Consider the following 18,519-nt stretch of genomic DNA (forward strand, 5'->3'; position numbering starts at 1 on the left):
TCTCACTAAATCACTCGGATTTATTATAAAGTATTTTGATATGAAGTTCAACTCTTTCTACTTAAACAGAATTACCTTAAGCCAGTCGGATTGTTGGACTAAATGTAGGCCGTAGAGAAGATCTTCCCAGCGAAAAGCTGCTACGACACCGAGAATCACAAGAATAATTCCCGGAACCCAAAGCAAGTCTACATAACGACCTCCTACACGATGAGTGTCCCGAATTTTAAAGGGGAGAAAGAGAATATGAAAAGCTGCATAAGCTAATATAGGTACGGAGCGTGGAACTCCCCACCCTTGCAATACCCACAAGACTCCCACAATCCAGTTCCAGAAATATCTTCTTTCCAGCCACGCCGCAAGCCCCATGACATCAGGTGTGCCTGGCATTCTTGGTGCCACAACTCCAATTTGAAGCAATCTAAACAGCGCAAATAAGCTACCCATCATCACCCAAGTTAGCCATGGTGATTGCAGCTGTATCCCCTCCCAAATCGGCCATTGGTTGGGAATCCAGTGTGCCCATGGTACCTGGGTATTAAAAACCAGAGCTGTGAGCAAACCCGCGATGGTCATCTCTCTTGTCAACATGGCTAAGCACTGCCAAAACCAAGCCATCCGCAAAGCCCTTTTGGGCTTTCTATTTTGCAGCTCCTTGTATCGCCAAGTCACCGCCACCAAATTTGACCAAGCTACTATGATGAGCAGGGCAGTCCACACCCAACTTACCCATTGTTCTTCGGGCCATAAAAGCTCCGAAGTTGTTCGGGTAGCTTGTGGCTGTTCAACCTCTCCCCAAGTACCTTGAATGGATGCCTGGTCGGTTAAATTAAAATTAAACACCGGTATCGGTTCTACGATAGTCCGAACTGCTTGTTCGTGGATTTTTAACGCAGCTTGAGAATTATATTCCAACCCCATCCCAGAGGTATAGGCCCAAACTGAGGGATGGAGGCTACTTACACGAACCCAATCTTCCCATATCCGAGGTTCTGGGAGACGCTGAGCAGGAATCATCAAGCTATTAGGCAATTCTGTCCATACTCCGATCCCCACTCGGTCGGCCTCTAGTAACCAATATTCATCGGGTAAATCACCTAGAAAATAGATGAGATTATAGCCTTGGGCTTTGCATTCCTTGAGCCAATCCGCAACCTCGCCACGATTTCTTAATTCATACCCCATGGTCGGAGAGAGTGCCAATCCTCTGATTGCACGCTGTTGACCATTCAAGGAGAAATTGCCATCCTGATAGCCTAAGGATTTAAGCCCGACTGCAAAGGCGATATCATCACGATCTCCACGGGTATTACTTACGGTTAAATAAACCTGGTACAGAAAGGGATCTTCAGGGCTCCATAGATGACCGTTGGGAACCTGAAAAGTGACGCTCACCGGTTGTACCGGACTCTCATCGGCTTGAACTTGGGTTGTAATTTGAGCTACCTCAGCCGAACCGTCAGAAAATACCCCTTGAACAGTCCATGGGCCATATTCGGAGAATCCATGATGACTAAGCTGAAAATCCACTCGAACAAGAGCGGTCTCCCCCTCCCAATCAATATAAAGCCGAGGACTCTCAATACTTGTCTCCATTACCGCTTGTAAAGAAACTGCTCCCGTTATCCTACCTTTGGCCGGATATGGCGATCCTAAAAAAGTGTTTTTTTGAGATGAAGGAGCTGCAATCTCCAGTAGAAGAAGGTTTTCTTGACCATGTCGCAGAGCCGAAACAGGCACCTGTATTCGGCTGCTCCCCCCCTCGCTTTCCACATACCCAATCCGGTTGCCACTCTCCATTCCGTTGAGATAAACTGCACCCTCCCCGTACACTCCATTGATTTGGAGCATGAGGTTCCGAGCGTTCCATTCCGCAGGTACGGTAAAGGCTTTTGTTGCAACATGGAAATCTAAGTTCGAAGGGAGAAAACCGTACTCTCCACCCGTTAACGGTGAGTTATTCTCTTTTCCCTCAAGATCCGTTTCCGTAATCCATGCTTGTCTCAAAGAAGGATATATCTTCCACTGCCCACCCAAATCCATTTCCCAGCGATTTACACTGGTTAAAGATGAGGCAGATTTTAGTAAAACTCCAGGAGCCGAATGCCAATTCCAGAGGAGCAGCCCTAAAGTTATGGCAAGGGTAAGTATTAATATGTAAAGACGTTTATTAAACATATGGACAAATGCCTTTCTTAATCAACCTGTTAGAAAACAAAAGATTGTTCGTCCGTTATAATTTCTAGAGAAGCTCTCAAATTCCTTTAATAAAGAAAAGCCTGATCTAGGATCAGACTTATAAAACAGCTTTACATTTTAATTCATTTTCTTCAGATCAGGCGATGCACAATTGGGACAAACCCCATAAAACTCCAGGCGGTGTCCATGGACTTGAAAGCCTGTCTTCACTTCAACTTCGTTCTCCAACTCCAGTAATGGACGATGCAAATCTACAATTCTCCCACACTCTGTGCAGGCAACATGATAGTGGTTCTTTGCATTCCCATCAAAATGGCTTGACATATCCCCATAAGAAAGTTCTAAGATGTATCCATGTTCCTTCAACATATTCAAGGTGTTATAGATTGTCCCTAAACTTACCCCAGGAAATTTTGCCTTGACATGATGATAGATTTCCTCAGCAGTTGGATGAGTATCGGTACCTAACAGAAATTCTAAGATAGCCTGACGTTGAGGCGTAAAACGCACCCCTTTATCCTTGAGGTGCTTAAGAATTTCTATTGCAGTCATGACCTCATCTCCTTAGTCTTTAAAATTATTATTACTTTTAGTTTAATTAAATATATGTCAACTGTCAATAGAAATGTTTTCAACTTAAAAAAGGAGAGTCTTTTAACCGACTCTCCTTTTTTAGTACACAATTTAAGCTGGATTTGGTGAGCCAGTTGGGCAAACCTCAGCACAAGATCCACAATCAGTGCAAGCGTCAGCATCAATGACGTATGAGTCATCTCCAGCGCTAATAGCTCCTGCTGGGCATTCAGCTTCACAAGCTCCGCAGCTTATGCACTCAGAATTAATAAAATATGCCATTGCATACAACCCCTTTCTCTCCATTCTCAAGTGTCACTATATCATAGGAAAAGAAAGTATGGCAATATGCAATTCAATATTTTGTCCAAAATACTAAGTGTTATGCAAAATTAGATATCCCGGTCAGGTCGATAAGGTACTTGATAAAGTCTCCGCATACAATGAGAACAATAAGGTAGCATTCGATTGCTTACATGATTTCTCCGAAAAAGGACTTTTTCTAAATCTTCATGTTCAAATCCGCAAGAACGACATTTTTCTAACACCTGATTAACCTCCTAGATTGTGAGCTTATGAACGATGTATTTATACCTCTAGTATGTCTCACAACGTTGGAGTTTAAACAAAACCCGGTGATTTCTTTAGAATATCCTGCAAATGCTCCAAGGTATTGCATTCAAACATCTGACAATAGGGTCGGAAAAGATCAATGGATTTGACATCCTTCCAGCGTTTCTCGGGCAGAGTATTAAGCCAAATAATCTCCCGTACCTTCCTGCGCGTCTTTTTAAGATAGACTGCTGCCTTCTCGCCCTCCAAAGTTTGGGCATCGCTAAGGATAAAAAGAACAGTACGACGAGAAAGAGAATGCCCATGCTGTTCGTGGAGTTCCTCTAGCGACACAGCTAAATTCGTACCACCGCCAAATTCTTCGACTAAACCTGTTAAGGATGTATTCACCATTCCCTGAAAGGACTGAATCCCCCCCCGTATTCTTGGCGTGATATCTGCTAAATGACTAGCGAAGACATAGGTCTCAATCCCAGCAACTAAGCTAGTTAAACCATAAATGAATTGCAAAATAAACTCTGTATATTTTACCATAGACCCGGATAAGTCACAGATGAGAACAAACTTAGGCTTGCCTTTACGCTTTTTGCGATAGCTCTGTTTTATTAAGACGCCTCCGTAGCGAAGGTTTTCTCGGACTGTTCGGCGCATATCCAAGCTTCCTCTTTTGCCTTGCCTAAGTCTCCGTGAGACCTGTGAAGCCAATCTTCGGGACAATCTTCGGATTAGTTTGCTCACTTCCGGCCACTCTTCGGGAGGTATATCTTTTAAATCTTTAGTTAGGTAGTGCATTTCCTTCTGACGCACAGCTCGCTCAACTTCGCTCAATAGGCCTTCTTGGCCCGGCGGTGCGATCAGAAAATCTTCTCCTAATTTTCTTTTCCAATATTCCAAGGAGCCGTGAAACATTTTCTCAACCACGGGCTGGAAGGAATGATCCACGGGAATTCCATTTCTAACCCCTTCCTCTGAACGCTCAAGAAACTTCTTCAGCCGCTCTTTTTCATTTTCAGGAAGACTCATATAAGTTGCCCGCTGTTCATCTGTAAGCTCTAATTCCTCGCCTTGAAAGCGCAACTCTTTTCGGGTTTCTGCCATCCCCTTCTCCCAGCTTTCCGCCTTTTCCTGTGCCTCTTTCTGCCAATTGGATTGGGCTTCCGGTGTAGCGAAGAACACGCGAAAGACTTCTTGGAACCAGGGTAGTTGATTCACGGATTTCACTAAGGTGCTTTGTAGAACCCCCTCAACCTGCGATTTATCTGCCATCCCAATCAACGTTAAGCCTTGCAAGGCATCTTGAACCTCTGTAAGGCTGACAGAGATGCCTCCTTCACGAAGGAGACGAATAAATTCTAAAAGATGCCGGTCCAACTCGCTTCGTTCCACTCAGGGTCCCCCCTCAAATTCCTTTCGCCTCCCCTAAGAGTCGTTCTGCTCCCATCTCCCGGTAAAAGAGTTCGAGATCCTCCTTGCTTTTGAGGAGCAGATTCAAGGTGGCATCAACCCACGCAGGATCAAGGTCAGTTTTACCCATAACCAATAAAGCCTTCGCCCAATCCATCGTCTCAGCAATCGATGGTATCTTCTGCAGCGCCAGTCTTTCCCGAAGAATGCTCACGGCTTTAGCCACTTGAAAGGCTAATTTATCCGGTAATTCCGGATATTTAGAGCGAAGAATTCGCACTTCCTTCTCCACGGTGGGTGGATTGACATAAAGAAAGACACAGCGGCGTTTCAAAGCATCGGATAATTCCCGCTCCCCATTCGAGGTAAGGATCACGAAGGGTCGTTGCCTAGCCTTCACTGTTCCCATCTCGGGTATTGTCACTTGAAACTCTCCTAAAACCTCCAATAAAAAGGCCTCAAATTCAGCATCCGTCTTATCAATCTCATCAATGAGCAATACCGAGGGCTCTTCGCTCATGAGTCCTTGCAAAAGAGGACGAGGAAGGAGATAATCCAGACCAAAGAGATCCTCTTCCCTGAGATTCGCTTCTTTCATCTGAATTCTAATAAGCTGCCGCTGATAGTTCCACTCATAAAGAGCCTTGTTCTCATCGAGCCCCTCATAGCACTGCAGCCGAATCAGGTTGGCAGAGAAAACCTGACTCAAGGCTTTTGCGATCTCCGTTTTTCCCACCCCCGGCGGTCCCGCAATAAGCATGGGTTTTTCTAACTGAGCCGCTAAATAAGCCGTAAGAGCAATCCGATCTTCTTTTTCGGTAATATACCCCTCTCTCGTCAAAGCCTGCTCAAAATCATTCAATGACATATCCAGCTTCATAAGGCCCCTCCTCCACTTCACTTCAGAAGCATGTTCTGTAGTGTCTTCGAACATCAGCCAAGTTTTCTCTATATCACGATCAGATCAGAACTAAATTACCCTCATCATATCACGAGTTGACCCCTTTGAAAATTCAGATATTTTCACAAATTACCTTGACCTCCGCCAGTACTACACAAAAAACTGCAAGCACCCAACGGGTAGTTGCAGCTTCTAAACAAAAGCTATGGATAGGAATCACGATCAAAAGAAAGCAGTATTCTCCTGAGGCAGGCTCTGGCTGACGATCTGTTCCAGCTTCTCGTAGGATTCTAGTCTACTGTAAGCTAAAAGTTCGTCCCATTCTTTTTTTTCGAACTGCCAAGGCGAATACGACGACACTCGACTGGCAAACCCGATCGGGCGTCCCCCGCCAAGAAGCCTCTCCACTCTTCGGGCAGCTAGGCTTTGGGGACCGTCAGGCCGAGCCGTGCAAAAGATCGGTTCCAAACAAAGTGCAGGCTGGCCTCGATAAGTCACAAGTAAACTTTGCTTATAGAGAAGCTCAACTCCAACCTTACTCCTTTGAATTTCTTCATGCAAAGGGACGGGTTCCGGAACGTCCAGTGCCCCCAGCCTTTGCCAAAATTTCTTCTCGGCGAGATAATGGATAGGAGCTCTTAAAGCAACTGCCCCCATTTCTTTAGCAAATCGAGTTAGCATCTCCGCAAACTCACGCTCCGAATCATCTTTAACAGTTAAACCCATCATCACAATCAATCGTTCAGAGGAGCTCACCAGTAGCTCTCCAGCCTCATCCTCTTCACCCATGCGAACGATGAGATAGCCCGGCAGTCGCTGCAGAGAAGTCTTTATCTCCCTTCCCCTCTCCGTTAAAAAAGCACCCAAAGCCTCAGCCCAATCAGCCAAGCCCTCTTCATTCCAATCTGTCAGAGGATCTATACATAATTCCATCCAAGGCATACTCTCGCTCCTTACCCAAACCAAATCTTAGCATAGTTTGGCTTAGGAGCAGGACTTTTATCCGAGGACTTTGGGAAGGCTCCTTACTACTGCTTGAAATGCTATCTTACAAAGACCCATTCGCGTAGCTTCTAACCCAATAGTGAACGATGTGTGAGAAGCTACATGACCCAATCTTTAAAGATTAGCTAAATGTCAAAAACTTTTATCTCCTCGACATACCATTCATCTAAATTGCTTGGGATGCTGGGAATGGTCTCGAGGAAGTCCAGAATCTTCTCGCCCCAGAATGGATCGTAGACACTTCCCAAAGCGAGGCGCATTTCTTTAATCACTAAATTGGGGTTCTGAGGAGTCTTCCTATGACGACGCACCTCAATTCCCCTAGCATAATTGTCAAAAACCCGCAGTCCGCGAGCTAATAAAGGAATTCCCGTCCCTTTGAGTTTATAGGGATAACCACCACCTGAATATTCTTCATGATGGGAGATTACTCCCTTGGCTATTCTTTCCCAGAAACGGTTACCCGTTTTTTTGTAATAGTCGAGGACGATATCTGCTGACCCTAAGGGGTGCTCAATCATAAAATTCCACACCTTCAGCAGCATTTCCCGATTAAGATCCTCAAACTTACCTCCCTCAAGAAGCACATCTGCAGGCCAACGCAACTTGCCGATATCATGCAAAAAACCTGTCGCGACAAACTCGTTGCGAGTAACCCAAGCCTGTTTTACAAACTGTTTTCCTACTTCAACTTCTGCAAAACAGCTCATCAAATATCCTACCCGCAAGCTATGATAATAGCTAATGTCATCTACCCAAGCAAGATCTTGCAAAAGAAGTCGTATTTCCTTACCGTACATACAGTAATTTCCTTTCCATGAAACCTCTAATGACCTATGCTGTAACGAATACTAACAATCGAATTCTATTAGCTATAAAACTGTCAACTATAAAGAATAGTATTCCTTTTCTCGTTGGCAAAATCCTATGCATTCCTTGATGCCACACTCTTTGAGAAGTTGTGTAGCAAGATCCAGATCACGACCCACGTGCCCTGCCTGATGGGCATCGGAGCCCATAGTCATCCCTATTCCTCGACGTTGAATATCCCGGATAATTTTCACCTCGGGATAATACTCTCCCACTGGCTTATAACGTCCTGCAGTATTAAGCTCGACGACCAACCCCATCTCTTGAATTCGTGTCAAGGCTGCATCCGCTAAACTCAGGACGTCGGTCTGCGGTCGAACACCATATAATTTAATGAGATCAAAATGGCCTAGGGTAGTAAACAGCCCACTAGCAGCGGCCTGCTCGACCCAAGCGAAATATTCTTCGTACATTTTATCAGCATCTCGTTGATGATGCATTGGCTCTGCCTCGGGAAGATCAAAAATCCACGTATTTACCTCATGAACCGAACCAATCACAAAATCAAAGGGAAACTGCCTTAAAATGGCTCTGATTTTCCCTTCTTCCTCTGGTCGATAGTCTACCTCAAGGCCAATTGAGACCTTCAAGTCGGGATACTCAGTGGCCACCTTACGGATTAAGGGCAAATCCAAATCCTGATAGTAATAATCATGATCTGCAAAGCCAATTTCCTTAAGGCCAATTCGCCGAGCCTGCTCAAGATACTCCCGAATATTCTCGGCAGTAGCTAAACGGTCCTCATGACCTGTTAAATGCACATGCATGTCTAGCATCATTCTTTTCCTCCAAAGTCATACTCTATAAATTACCAGATTTTACTTTACAACAGAGAACGACTTCTAAGCGAGCGGAAACAAAACTTTGCGAAAAGCAATCAGCGGAATCGGGTTGGAAACAGGACGTTTCCAACCGCCCATTGAGCAGGAGCGATTTGGGCACGAAATCCGGATGAGGATTTCGCCCAAGCCGCAGACCACAAAGGGATCTTATGCGGCGCAGGTGGACCCGATGGAGCGGATGGCTTGAGCATTAGTTTTGTCCGCGCAGCTTACTGAGTGATCGTTGTAAAGTAAAATCCTTACATATTCTGAACCCCAGTCCTTACCACCAGGTAAGGCTTAGTTTCCATCTCTTCTTGCCCTAAAATCGTCTCCGAGAAAGCCAAATCCTTGAAAAAGTTCCCACTGAGCTTCACATCTCGCTTGCCCACGATCTTCCCTTTGAGAATACGCAGACTCTGTGGAGCACTTAAAGAGTAATCTCCCGAGGCGCTATTTTGGGTATGCATACCTAGAACGGATAAGATAAGGATGCCATCCTCAATGCCGGAGAGAACTTCCTCCCAAGGTTTTTCTTGCCTTGATTCGAGGTAAAGTCCCGATGTCCCACTGGAAACCCCGGTTGGCGATGCTCCCCATTTTTTCGCATCCTTGATCCGCAAAATTGGAGTTTGTAGACTTCCATTCTTAATAAGAACGGTCTTTTGAGCGGGGACTCCTTCAGGAGTCACGAGATAAGAACCCCATTCAAGTGGCCGCAGAGGGTCTACATACAGGTCCAAGTCCTCGTGGAAAACCAGCTTATTTGCCTTAAATTCATCAGCCTTAAAGGCACTTTGTCCTTCTAAGATGCTTTGCCCAATCAGGTTCGGAAAAATGAACTGACCAAGGAGGCTTCCAACAACACTCGGTGAGAAGACAACTACTGTCTTAGCATTAATTTCAGGAGCATTATCCTGCAAAGCTTTATAATATATTTTTGTCCGCTTCCATAGATTATCCCACTCTTCAGGTCGAATCAAGCGTCGCTTTGCAAAGCCTGAACCAACTAAACTATCAAAGGAATAGGAAAGAGCATATTGCGATTGTTGGTAGCTGACTGCAAGACCTTTGGAATTACGAACATGGCGGTATCCCCAGCCAGCTTGAATACTAGCATTTAAGTTAATACCCGGCTGAATATCTTGCAAAAGCTTTGCCAGTTGTTCAAAAAGCAGTTCGTCTTCTCCAGCTAAAATCCGCTCTATCTCTCGATCCTCTACGGCCACGATCGGTAAGGGCTCGGGAAGAGGGATATCTGCCCCCTCGGGATCTTCATATGAAGCTTGTCGCCATTCCTCAAGTTGCATTTGCCAATAAGCGCTCGCACCATGTTGAGGGGGTACTTGCACTTGAGCTTGAGTTAAGCGACCATCCTCCCAGATAATATAGATGTCGCCGCTCTCCCCCTGTCGATAGCTAGGAGGAGTATAGACACTACCCGGTGAGTTTTCCTTAATACCCAATGATAAGGCCGAGGCCTCGTGAACCAAAATCCTCCAATCACGAATCCCCAAGTCATTTCTACTCGGTGTGCTTTTAGCGCTATGGAGAAATTCCTCAAGCTGAGCTACGAGCTTCATCTTTACTCCCCTCCCAAACTTACATTTTCATCTTGATCGAGAAGGAGGTAGCGATGACTCCCTCCGCTGGAAGGAACGGATTGCCCCCCTTTACCACAGGTTCCAATGGCATCATAACACCCTCCGCCTAAGCCGACGCGTATGGCCTGCAAGGCTGAGAGGATTTTCCCACTGAAAATACTCGGTTGATAGATAGTTAACTCAGGGTCTGCAACATCAATAATTCCATCACATTGGAAGACAAAATCACCTGTTTTAGGATTAACCTGTCCACCTCGATAGCCGAGGAGCAGAAGATGCTTCCCCTCCTGTTGAAGCTCGCCCTTTTCCAGTAAAAGCTTGCGCACTTGTGAGACCTCGTCCATTAATCCCGAAGTATTCGGTAAGGCTAGCTCATCTTTAACTATTAAACGGATATTCGTCATCCTTGGCAAGGGAATTGATCCATAGCTTTCCGCTCTCCCAGCCCCTGTGACAGGCATTCCCGCTTCTCGGGCCGAGAAAACATCGCCTAGACCCGCCTCCAGAACACCATCTTTAACAATTTCTACCGTTTCGCGGACCAGACCGTTAGCAGAATACGGCTGATAAGCCCAATCCCCAGCCAAAGGTCCGTCGATAATATGGACTCCGGGACGAGCGACTTGAAGTCCTTTTTTGAGTTTCCCGTTCTCCCCTAGCACTGATTCCTTCATATGATCTGATTCTACAGCATGTCCAAAAGCTTCGTGAGCTAAGCCCTTGGCTAAGCCGTAATCAATAATTAACGGATAATGCCCACTAGGTAAGCTTGGTGCTATGCAGACCCTTCTGGCAAAATCTGCCCGCTCGAGGGCCTTTTGTTCTAAGCTACTATCCTCTTTTTCCATCAGCAACAGATTGGCATCTACCCCACTGCGCTGGGCCAAAGCATTTTTCGCTCTTCCTTGTTCGCGAACGGTTCCTTGATGCATCAGTACCGCTCGTGGAACCACATAAGATACAAGAGTTCCATCGGTTCGCCCAATACACCAGATATCCTCAACCTGGCGATAAGTGGACTGCCAAGAAGTCTCTGAACCCTTATCCACTAAACGCTTATGTAAAAACAAAACTTGCTCCTGTAGCTCCTCGAGAGAAAATTGGTCAAATTCCAGCTTAGCCGGGTTATCCCCCTCAGCCCGAAGAGGTGAGAGCTTGAATATCTCCTGATTTAATTCTGCACCAATCCTAGCATTGCGTTGAGCGAGGGCCAGAGCTCGCTTCATAGCTTCTCTTCCTGCCTCAACAGTAAGCGCATCGACAGAAGCAAAGCCTGCGGCACCCTCGGGAGTAAATGCCTGTACCCCTATTCCACTTTCTCTGACGGTTAAAACCCTTTCAAAGCGGCCATTGGTCAGCCTAAGCGTCCATTCTCGCCTAGATTGTGCACGCACAACATAATAACAACCTTCTTCAGTTTCCAATCCCTCTGCTTGTAAAATTGATTGGACAATCTCCGTTATTTCTTTTCGTTTCACGGTATTCCTCCATCAACGAATTTTTCTCTATTATACCACCGTCTTTGATTATGCATTATACTACATGGCAACCGTGAAAAATACTTTTTTTACAAAAAATCTTATCCCTATGTATATTGCCAACTATCTCGGGAAACAATTTAACTAGTCTCACGTTTTCCAATTTTTTATCCCCACTCCTCTCTTTTACTTCGGCTTGCGTTTTTCGCAAGCTTCTTTTATTTTTTAATCTTTTATAAACCAAAAGAAGCTAAAATGCACCATTGCCTTAAGTCCAGCATTTTTAGCTTCTTTTATTATAGTTTAGATTTTATTTGGAATTTTGAAGTACAGCTGAGGAATACTCAAATGGTTAAAGCTAGACGATTAATTCCAGTCCCATTATTGCTTACTCCTTCAAAACCTTAACCATAAGCTTGCGTTCTTCCACAAAACCAAGACTTTGATAGAGGTTGAGCGCCTGAATATTATGGGTGCTTACCGCCAACCCGAGATACTGAATAGCCTCTTCACGGCAATATGCTTCGGCAGCATCCATCAGAGCTCTACCTATTCCCTTCTTTCGGAACTCCTCAAGGACAGCGAGATCCATAATCCATGCTTGATGTAATCCCGTTAATTCCTCAACTGCATGGGTATAAAGGACCAAGAAACCCACAGGCTGAACTTGATCTGTTTCAGCAATAAAAACCTTCGAGTCGCTCTGTTTGATCCAAGTCCAAAAGTTCTTCAGCATCTTTACCCGATATTTCATGGTCTCTTCCATTGGCTGTTGGCGCCACGGCGAAATATTCACTGGAATTAAATCCTTAGCAAGTTCAAACATAAAGGGCCAATCCTTTATTGTGCCTTGGCGAACGAGCATACCATCACCCCTTGGGATAATTTACGCACGCTAGGGCACTGTTGCGCCTGTTCTGCCGTTGAAAAATTGCCCATATACTTTTTACAGCAAACATCGTGTGGGACATCAGAACAGTCCTTGTCCCGAAGGGGAGGCCTTTGTCTTGACCATTCTCCTTGCTTTAATCCTAGGACTCGCTTTTCTGCTTTATGGAATGCACATATTGCGCTATGGCTTACAAGCCTTTGCCGGTGAAACCTTTCGCGCACTTCTCCACCAGATGACAGCAACACCTTGGCGGGGCTTTTGGAGCGGAACCATAGCAACGGCAATCCTTCAATCAAGTACAGCATTAACGGTGATGGTCGTCTCCTTTGTTGATTCTGGTCTTATTGCTTTTCCAAACGCCTTAGGACTTATTCTGGGCAGCAACATCGGTACAACCATTACCACACAGCTCCTAGCATTACCTCTCGAACCCCTCATACCCTATGCCCTTTTACTCGGGGCCTTGGGATACCTCTTCTTTCCTGAGCGCTGGCGTTATCTGGCACTCTCCTGTTTAGGTCTGGGCATGCTCTTTCTCGCCTTGAACCTCCTTGAGAGCGGTATGGCACCTTTAGCCGAACTGGAATGGGTCCAAAAATCTCTCCATCAACTGGGAGACCATCATTTACAAGGAATTATCGCTGGAACCCTACTTTCTGCTGTCCTTCACTCCTCTGCAGCCACCACCGGTATTGTGATGATTCTAGCCTCAGAGGGTTGGATTACTCTACCTACAGCCCTAGCCTTTATCTTCGGAGCCAACATCGGCACTTGCTTCACAGCTGTCATCGCGTCTTTAGCTACGAACAGAGCCGCTCAACGGGTCGCCATCTTCCACGTTTCTCTCAATCTCTTTGGCGCACTCCTTTTCCTCCCCCTTGTCACCCCACTAGCCCACTTCCTAGAATGGCTCGGTGGCAGTATCACCCTCCAAGTCGCCAACGCCCACACCCTCTTCAACATCATCTCCTCCCTAGCCGCCATGCCCCTCCTGCCTTGGGCCACCAAGCAACTCGAGAAAATCCGATAATAAAAGTGGGACAAGGCACTTGTATTTGTACTTGTCCCACTTTTAGACATTAATAGCTAACTTGCAAAGACCCACAAGCGTAGCTTCTCACACAATAGTGAACGATTTTAAGCGAGCAGCTACCCGTTCTTCACGAAAAGCACGCAGCGGAGTCGGGTTGGAAACAGGACGTTTCCAACTGACTAGAGAGCCAAGGATGGCGATTTAGTCAGGAACCCGACGGAGCTGTGTGCTTGAGCGTTAGGACGGGTGCGCGCAGCTTACTGAGGGAACGATGTGTGAGAAGCTACCCGACCCGAATCTTTCCCAACCTTTTCAAAAACAAAAGTGGGACAAGGTCATCTCCCCTTGTCCCACTCTACAAACCATATTTCCCAGCTAAAAAATCGCAAATCCCCACAGCATCATCCAAGTCAAAGCAAGGCACCCCCAAATCGAAGGAGATATCACTAGCAATCGCAATTAACTGCTCCGGTTTGGACAAAAGCTCTTGATGAACTGCCGAACGGAAGACTTCAATCCGTGGTTGGTTACCATGCTTATATCCTTCGGTGAAAATTAGATCCACTTGCGGAATCCGTGTAATAACCTCTTCAAGTGTCAGTTCTTCTTTAACTTTCTCGATCATGGCCATTTTCTCTTGTGAAGAGATCACGACCACATCCGCTCCCGCTTGAGCAAATCGCCAAGTATCCTTGCCCGGCTTATCCATTTCAAATCCATGAACATCATGCTTTACAGCAGCAACACGCCAGCCTCGCCGCTTCGCTTCCGCTAGCAACTTAACTAAAAGTGTGGTTTTTCCGGAATTGGAGTGTTGTCCCACAATGGATACGACAGGAATTGCCATTTAGTCTTCCTCCCAAGAGGAGATCCAACGACCCTGGAGGCGCTCTCCCTTTTGCACCGGTCCATGTCCCCCCGGCACATCGATAAGTAAGTGGCTACCCTTCATAGAGCGTAAAACACTTGAGCCTTGAGCAAAACTTGGATCTGCCCAAATCTCGCCATTACGGAAAACGGCCCGAGCCCGTATAAATCTTCTTTGTTTACCCGATTTACCGAAGTCACCATCCATATAAACCGGGAAAGTACGTTCTGGTAATTTTCTACCCTTGAGCTTTCGTAAGGCGGGACGGACTAGAAGCTCAAAGTTCACTACGGCCGCAGCCGGATTCCCTGATAGGGAGAAGTAGAGCATATCTCCTTTAATGCCAACCGCCACTGGGGTTCCCGGTTTAAAGTTAACCTTCCAAAAGAGCAGTTTACAACCCACTTCCTCTAAAGCATCTCTGATTAAATCATAATCCCCTACCGAGGCTCCTCCGGTCGTCACTACAAAATCCATATCTTCTAGCGCCCTTAACGCGGCAACTGTCTCGCCTAGATCATCTGCCACAAAGGGAGCGACTTTTACTTGGCAGCCTGCCTCCAATAATAGTCCTTGCAGAGTATATGTATTGCTATTATAGATTTTTCCCGGGGTAAGGGGGTCGCCGACTTCCCGAAGCTCTGAACCGGTAGAGAGGATTCCCACCTTAGGTGATCGATAGACTTCCACCTCTTCTACACCCAGAGAAGCAAGCAATCCTACTGCCGCAGGAGAGAGCAATTCGCCCGTTGCTAAGACAATATCACCTTTCCTGGTCTCCTCACCACAATACACAACATTAGCTCCGGGCCGAACAGGCAGATTAATCTGGACACGATCACCGAGCGGCTCCGTATCCTCTTGCCTAACCACACAGTTGGCACCCTGAGGAATCGGTGCCCCCGTAAAGATCCGAGCACATTCCCCAAGCTTAAGCTCGCGCTCAGGCCAATTCCCAGCAGGAATCTCACTGACAACTTGTAACGTCAAGGGCGACGGATCTGATGGTTGAGCGTAGTATGTATATCCATCCAAAGGTGAACGATCAAAAGGAGGCATATCAATTGCTGCCTCAATATCCTTGGCTGAGACTCTGCCATAGGACTGGGCTAGGTGAATTTTTTCTGTTCCCAGAGGCTTCACCTGTTCAAAGATGATATCTAAAGCTCGCTCAAGAGAAATCATGGTTTCCATCACTTCACCCCTTCAAACGCTCAATTTGAACTCTACCTTCCTCACGATAAATTTCGAGGGATTTATAGGGTTCCTCCATTGATATGATCTCTTTATCGACAATAACCGTGACATTAGCATGGCAATAGCCAACTTTCAAGCGCTTCGTGCCAGGGAATTGAACTGTCGTGGTGCTTACACCCGATCCGCCAAGTTCCTTAATCACGACATTGCCCCCCGCAATAATCTTGCCCCCTCGGCACACCCCTTCAATTCTGAGGTCCCCTGCAGCCTGAATGACCGAATTATAGCTGCCTTTCCGACAAACAAAATCACCGGCGCATTCTACTACAGCCCCTTGAACATAGTCGACATTGCAATCGAGCTTTTCCGGTATTTCAAAAGCCATACTATCAATGAGCTGCTTGAAGGCTTGATTAACCCGTCCGAGCAAAGGCAGAGCCTGTGGCTCAAGAGGCCCTAAGCCTGTTAAGAAACGCTTGGTCGTACGCGCAAAAACAATCAACTCCTGAGTAATCATCTCATCCTTTGTTGATAAGAGAAACCTCTCAAAGTCATTCGCTTTCTTGGGCAAATCCGGGAATCTCCGCTCGATAATAACCTTAAGGCTTTGGCCTTCCCGTAGAGTTTTCGCCTGGGGAGACTTCATAAAGTCAATCGTCACCAATAGACAGGCGTTCAAATCATCATATAAAGCTTGCATATCCTTCAGAAGCTTTGAACGTACGACAAAACGTGCTCCCACAACTAGCTTGCCAGCCAGTACATTGCGATATATATTGAGACCCTTCTCTGCTCGGATCTCTGCTCGGGAAGTTGAACCTCGAATTTCAACCTTTCCGCCTGAATAGACATGCAAACCATCATGGACATCTCCCGAAATAAAAACATCGCCTGGGAATTCAATGCTCCCCACTGCTAGGTCAAGGTCCTGATTAAGCATAAATACAGCCTCAACGCCAAAGGATAATTCGTCCATACGAAGAGGGAGTCCTGCAATAGTCGCTAAGACTTCCAGTCCATCCTCAGATAAATGGACATTCTTCTTCAATTTAAATTGAAAATCCTTTGGCATAGGAGCCGGAATTTCCTGTCCATATACATTCTTCCCAGGAATCCCGAGCTTAGCTGGTATTTTGCGAGCTAAGGCTTGTCCTGCCTGGATTAAATTGATCTTAGAAGCAAAATAATCAACACGCTGATCCTCGTGTTGGTTCGTCTGTTTCTTGGTTATTAAGTCTACAATTTGGGCATGAACAGGTAAGGTAGGCGCCTTTCCTTGAGCTATGAGCACCTCACCAACACCTTGTACGGCAGTAATAGCCTCCCATACCGTGGGAAAAACACCAAAAATAATCCCTTGGCCCAACAGATCAGCCTGAAGCTTATCTTCGTTCGAATATTGACCGTCTGGTTTAGCATCCTGCCAGACAATAATTTCATCAAAACGAATGGTCATTTCCTCTTCAATACTATCGGGGATAGTATAGTAGCCTGGTCTTTGATGAGTAACCCTAGCCACTGCGGTGAATCCCTGATCGCGAACTTCTAAATCCCAATTTAACTCTCCCGGAAAGACCGTGGGATAAAACTCAAGGACATCGATTGGCTCGACTTTAAATGCCCTTTGTTGAGCTTCGCCATTAATACACAATGTCCCCGCTTGCGGAGCAGGCACGACAAACTTGACTGCGTCTGTTAACGTGATAAGATACTTCTTTTCATCGGGCTTCCAGCATACGGAGCAGATTTTCGATAAATTCTCGTCCTTCTTTTCCGCCATTTCTGACATGTCCGTCACCTCACTCATCCTCTTTAAGGGTACCTTAACCCAGCCTTCCTTATTACATCGTCTAATCTATATCTCTAAAGCTTTATAGCTTAGATTTTTTAATGTCTGTTTGTGGTTCACTTGGTTTTCCTGCATTTTCATTACTAGGATTCTTCAAATCTTCAGGGATGTCTGGGACCTCTGCTGGACTCTTTTCTGTTCCTTCAGCCTTCTTTTCCTCATCTTCGCCTATATCTTCCTCAGGTTTTTCCTCGCCCGAAACTGTATTTTGGTATTCCGGTGATTCCTGACCATTAGGGTCTACAGGGCTTCCCGGAACTTGAGGTAATGGATTATCGTTATTGGGCACAATGGGCTCAAGCAAATCAATAATCGTGTCATCGATCACCTTATCTGTGGTTATGCCACGAAAAAGATTACTCACCACTACTTGGGCTTCCTCTCGATCAACGTCCCAGAAACTTATGCCATTGATATCGTGAAATCGGCCCGGTAAGGTCTGAGTTAGAATACTAATGTCTTTGAACTTTACTGCAGTAGTAGAGATCTTGAACATTGTCCCCAGGGAAACATTGGTATTGACTGCATCATTTAACTGGGGAATGAGCCAAGGAAGCTTGGGTAGCGTACTTAGCTGGAGCATTTCCTCAGCCACAGCTTTGAGCACAATCTGCTGTCGAGCCGTCCGAGAAATATCTGCCAAAGCGTCATGCCGAAAACGTGCATACTGCAAGGCTTGGGACCCATCCAGCTGTTGCAGACCCTTTTTTAAATTAATAACCCCATCGACCGCATCACCTGTCTCATAATACATATCCTTCTCAACATCTACTGTAATCCCGCCTAAGGTATCAATAATCTGTTTAAACCCATTAAAATTAGTTTGAATATAGCCCGCTATGGGAACTCCAGTAAGATCGGCAACCACATCCACAAGGTTTTCCAAATCCGTTAATGGAGCTACTCCATTAATTTTAATGTCCTTATAGCCGGGAATTGAAATCCGGGTATCACGAGGTATTGATAACAAACTGACCCGAGCGTTCTTAGGATCAATGGTCGCTAATATAATCGTATCTGTATTGAACTTCTCTTCGCCCGGTCGCTGATCTGCGCCTATGAGGAGAACACTAATGCTATTCTTCAACTCTTGAGTCGTTAATTGACCATTCGGACTATTTGGCATAGTCTTCAAGTCTGTTAACACACTGAATCCAAGTAAAACACCGACTATAAGAAGAGTCATGGCTATGAGCGTAACAATAATCTTCCTGTTCCTTCTGCTCTTTTTTCGTTTACTATTTCTATCGCT

Annotated in this window: 16 protein-coding genes; 1 reads left to right on the forward strand and 15 read right to left on the reverse strand. The window is 45.8% G+C overall.

The window, feature by feature from the left end; translation table 11 throughout:
- Positions 1–57: 57 nt before the first annotated feature.
- From AAC978_RS03585 to AAC978_RS03635, 11 genes are all read right to left on the reverse strand, one after another.
- Positions 58–2,178 carry a beta-galactosidase gene (locus tag AAC978_RS03585; protein WP_341546597.1) on the reverse strand — a complete coding sequence of 707 codons (2,121 nt, stop codon included), beginning with the start codon at positions 2,176–2,178 and terminating at the stop codon, positions 58–60.
- 138 nt (positions 2,179–2,316) lie between these two features.
- Positions 2,317–2,751, reverse strand: coding sequence for a Fur family transcriptional regulator (locus tag AAC978_RS03590; RefSeq protein WP_341546598.1), 435 nt, complete (start codon positions 2,749–2,751; stop codon positions 2,317–2,319).
- 132 nt (positions 2,752–2,883) lie between these two features.
- Entirely contained in the window at positions 2,884–3,054 is a 171-nt protein-coding gene (locus tag AAC978_RS03595; protein ID WP_341546599.1) for a 4Fe-4S binding protein, read from the reverse strand.
- A gap of 339 nt (positions 3,055–3,393) precedes the next feature.
- Positions 3,394–4,731, reverse strand: a complete 1,338-nt coding sequence (locus tag AAC978_RS03600) for a vWA domain-containing protein (RefSeq protein WP_341546600.1) — start codon at positions 4,729–4,731, stop codon at positions 3,394–3,396.
- 13 nt (positions 4,732–4,744) lie between these two features.
- Complete coding sequence (locus AAC978_RS03605) at positions 4,745–5,629, reverse strand: AAA family ATPase (protein WP_341546601.1); 885 nt, start codon at positions 5,627–5,629, stop codon at positions 4,745–4,747.
- Positions 5,630–5,872: 243 nt separating this feature from the next.
- Positions 5,873–6,592: a hypothetical protein gene (locus AAC978_RS03610; protein WP_341546602.1), complete on the reverse strand. Its 720-nt coding sequence runs from the start codon at positions 6,590–6,592 to the stop codon at positions 5,873–5,875.
- Positions 6,593–6,780: 188 nt separating this feature from the next.
- On the reverse strand, positions 6,781–7,455 hold the full coding sequence (locus AAC978_RS03615) for an HD-GYP domain-containing protein (RefSeq protein WP_341546603.1): 675 nt from the start codon (positions 7,453–7,455) through the stop codon (positions 6,781–6,783).
- 87 nt (positions 7,456–7,542) lie between these two features.
- On the reverse strand, positions 7,543–8,301 hold the full coding sequence (locus AAC978_RS03620; RefSeq protein ID WP_341546650.1) for a histidinol-phosphatase HisJ family protein: 759 nt from the start codon (positions 8,299–8,301) through the stop codon (positions 7,543–7,545).
- A gap of 305 nt (positions 8,302–8,606) precedes the next feature.
- Positions 8,607–9,929, reverse strand: coding sequence for a metallopeptidase TldD-related protein (locus AAC978_RS03625; protein WP_341546604.1), 1,323 nt, complete (start codon positions 9,927–9,929; stop codon positions 8,607–8,609).
- Positions 9,930–9,931: 2 nt separating this feature from the next.
- The gene (locus AAC978_RS03630; RefSeq protein WP_341546605.1) at positions 9,932–11,428 is read right to left on the reverse strand and encodes a TldD/PmbA family protein; all 1,497 of its coding nucleotides are present in this window, start codon (positions 11,426–11,428) and stop codon (positions 9,932–9,934) included.
- Positions 11,429–11,816: 388 nt separating this feature from the next.
- Positions 11,817–12,293 (reverse strand): GNAT family N-acetyltransferase, encoded by a 477-nt coding sequence (locus AAC978_RS03635; protein WP_341546606.1) that lies wholly within the window; start codon positions 12,291–12,293, stop codon positions 11,817–11,819.
- A gap of 142 nt (positions 12,294–12,435) precedes the next feature.
- Here AAC978_RS03635 and AAC978_RS03640 point away from each other — a divergent pair, with 142 nt between their 5' ends.
- Positions 12,436–13,350, forward strand: a complete 915-nt coding sequence (locus AAC978_RS03640; protein ID WP_341546607.1) for a Na/Pi cotransporter family protein — start codon at positions 12,436–12,438, stop codon at positions 13,348–13,350.
- 358 nt (positions 13,351–13,708) lie between these two features.
- Here AAC978_RS03640 and mobB read toward each other — a convergent pair whose 3' ends face one another.
- The 4 genes from mobB to AAC978_RS03660 all read right to left on the reverse strand — a co-directional run bounded on the left by mobB (position 13,709) and on the right by AAC978_RS03660 (position 18,453).
- Positions 13,709–14,200 carry a molybdopterin-guanine dinucleotide biosynthesis protein B gene (mobB, locus tag AAC978_RS03645; RefSeq protein WP_341546608.1) on the reverse strand — a complete coding sequence of 164 codons (492 nt, stop codon included), beginning with the start codon at positions 14,198–14,200 and terminating at the stop codon, positions 13,709–13,711.
- A complete protein-coding gene (locus tag AAC978_RS03650) occupies positions 14,201–15,415 on the reverse strand; it encodes a molybdopterin molybdotransferase MoeA (protein ID WP_341546609.1) in 1,215 nt (404 codons plus the stop codon). It lies immediately after the preceding gene.
- 4 nt (positions 15,416–15,419) lie between these two features.
- On the reverse strand, positions 15,420–17,225 hold the full coding sequence (locus AAC978_RS03655; RefSeq protein WP_445900276.1) for a flagellar assembly protein A: 1,806 nt from the start codon (positions 17,223–17,225) through the stop codon (positions 15,420–15,422).
- A 64-nt stretch (positions 17,226–17,289) separates the two neighbouring features.
- Positions 17,290–18,453, reverse strand: coding sequence for an LCP family protein (locus AAC978_RS03660; protein WP_341546611.1), 1,164 nt, complete (start codon positions 18,451–18,453; stop codon positions 17,290–17,292).
- Between the last annotated feature and the right edge of the window lie 66 nt (positions 18,454–18,519).

The organism is Desulfitobacterium sp. THU1, from assembly GCF_038181555.1.
GTDB lineage: Bacteria > Bacillota > Desulfitobacteriia > Desulfitobacteriales > Desulfitobacteriaceae > Desulfitobacterium.